We start from the raw sequence: 2,563 nt of genomic DNA on the forward strand, positions 1-2,563 counted from the left end.
GACCTTTGCTAGCTAATACAGCAGAAATAGCAGCTGTAAGAGTAGTTTTACCATGGTCAACGTGACCAATAGTACCAATGTTCAAGTGTGGTTTGTTACGATTAAACGTTTCCTTTGCCATGATTTAAAATTATTTATTTATTGTTTTTCAAATTTTCGGTGTGCAAATATAATGAATTTTTAAATACCAAAACCTTTTTCTTAAAAAAAGTTTCAATATTCACATTCAATGAAGTACAAACCTTCTATTTCAATGTATTGAGATTGCAAATTTACACAAATTTCTCAATTGAAAAAATCCTCACTCCACCTTTTGCTTAAATTATCGATATTTCCCTTTTTCTGAAACCGCTGCGCCTTTCCTGAAAATATTCTGGTTTCAGCAAATCCGTCCGGCCTCTTTTATCGTATATCCAGAAGAACCATTAAATATACGATTATGAGAAAACTCTTACACTTTTGCCTCGCGGTCTTCGGTACGGCCGTTTTATTTTCCTGTGACGATTCCGAAACGATGATTGATCCGGAAATGATGGCGCAGGGCCCAGACCTGATGGTATACGGATTGACAGCCAGCAATGAACTGGTAGCTTTCAATGCCAACAATCCGAAAACCTTTACTTCCAAGACTTCCGTAACCGGAGTTGCTTCCGGAGAAAAGCTGATGAGCATCGACTTCAGGCCGGCCACTGGAGAACTCTATGCCCTCTCCAGTGCCAGCAAACTGTATATCATCAATACATCCAACGCATCAGCAAGGGTGGTAACCACTACGGCATTCAGCCCGGCCATATCCGGAACAATGGCAGCAATTGATTTTAATCCTACCGTAGACAGGATCCGGCTGGTGAGCAGCACCGGCCAGAACCTCAGGCTGAATCCTGAAACAGGAGCAGTGGCCTTCACCGATGCGGTTATCAACGGCGGAAGCTCACCTTCCATCACCGGCATCGCTTATACCAACAGCAAATCCGGAGCTTCTTCCACCGTCCTGTATGACCTGGATGCCACCACAGGAAAACTGTATAAGCAGGATCCCCCGAACAACGGAACCCTGGTAGAAGTGGGAAGCCTGGGCACTACGTTTTCCGGCCAGGCCGCTTTTGATATTAAATTCGACAACAGCGCCGCCCTGATTGCCGTTAACGGGAATCTTCACATGCTGGATCTTAACAGCGGAAAAGCGGTAAATATCGGAAACCTCCAGCAGCAGATCATCGATCTGGCCATTCCTACAGAACCGGTAGCCTATGCGGTAGACAACTCCAACAACCTTCAGATTTTCAACCCGAATAACCCGGTGCCGGTTTCCAAAGCCATTACCGGGATGCAGAGCGGTGAAGGTGTTCTGGGAATTGATTTCCGGCCGGTGAACGGACAGCTATATGCTATGGGAAGCTCCAGCAGGCTGTATACCATCAACCTGGGAACAGGAGCTGCCACAGCAGTGGGCACCTCCCCTTTTTCAACCCTGCTTAGCGGAACTGATTTCGGCTTCGATTTCAATCCTACCGTTGACAGAATACGGGTAGTAAGCAATACAGGGCTTAACCTGAGGCTTCATCCGGATACCGGAGCCATTGCTTTCACAGACGGATCATTGAATCCTACCGGGGCCATGGTCAGCGCAGCTGCTTACACCAACAACATGGCCGGTGCTACCTCAACGACTTTATTCGTGATCGATCATAATACCGATAAGTTATATCAGCAGAATCCGCCGAACAACGGGACTCTGGTGGAAACAGGTTCTCTGGGAATCAATATTTCCAATGCCAACGGCTTCGATATCGGAGGCATGAGCCAGAAAGCCTATCTGATCGCCACCGTAGGAAGCACAACAAAAATATACAGCATCAATACCTCAACGGGAGCTGCTGCTTCAGTGGCAGATTATCCGAACGGCGTAAAAGCATTTGCTGTAGGACTGGGATTTTAACCTCATAATACTTATTTCAATAGTCGGAAGCCCGGAGAAAATTTCTCCGGGCTTCTTTTCTGTCATTCAGATAAAAGGCTTATGTGAGCTGCCCGGACTTCCCGGGCCTGTTGAAGATCCAGAAAATAATAGGGAAAATCAGCAGCGTCAGTACCGTAGCGGTAATCAGTCCTCCGATAATCACGATGGCCAGCGGCTTCTGAGATTCCGAACCGATTCCCGTAGAAAGGGCTGCCGGCATCAGCCCGATGGAGGCCATCAGGGCTGTCATGATGACCGGCCGTGTCCTGGATTTCACTCCGTTCAGGATGGCATGGTCAAGGCTCAGCCCGTTCTTTACGTTCTGATGGAATTCCGTGATCAGGATAACCCCGTTCTGGATGCAGATCCCGAGCAGCGCAATCATCCCGACACCGGCAGAAATCCCGAAATTGATTCCCGTCACATGCAGGGCTATGATTCCGCCAATCAATGCAAAAGGCACATTGGCCAGTACCAGTAAAGAGTCTTTCATATTGCCGAAGAGGATGAACAACAGGAAGAAAATGCCCAGGATGCTGACCGGCACCACCTGTGTCAGTCTTTTCGAAGCCCGCTGCTGGTTTTCAAACTGGCCGGTCCACC

At 47.8% G+C, this 2,563-nt stretch carries 3 protein-coding genes; 1 reads left to right on the forward strand and 2 read right to left on the reverse strand.

All coding sequences use genetic code 11. The features are described from left to right. The coding region (locus tag QZ735_RS10110; RefSeq protein WP_288374577.1) for a GTP-binding protein at positions 1–121 on the reverse strand (121 nt) is incomplete at its 3' end. 318 nt (positions 122–439) lie between these two features. On the opposite strand from QZ735_RS10110, the gene QZ735_RS10115 reads away from it, so the two are divergent. Next, entirely contained in the window at positions 440–1,939 is a 1,500-nt protein-coding gene (locus QZ735_RS10115) for a DUF4394 domain-containing protein (protein ID WP_294247723.1), read from the forward strand. 79 nt (positions 1,940–2,018) lie between these two features. Here the strand turns inward: QZ735_RS10115 and QZ735_RS10120 are convergent. After that, positions 2,019–2,563: efflux RND transporter permease subunit (locus QZ735_RS10120; protein WP_294247726.1), on the reverse strand; the 545-nt coding region annotated here is incomplete at its 5' end.

The sequence above is a fragment of the uncultured Chryseobacterium sp. genome (assembly GCF_913776365.1).
Taxonomy (GTDB): domain Bacteria; phylum Bacteroidota; class Bacteroidia; order Flavobacteriales; family Weeksellaceae; genus Chryseobacterium.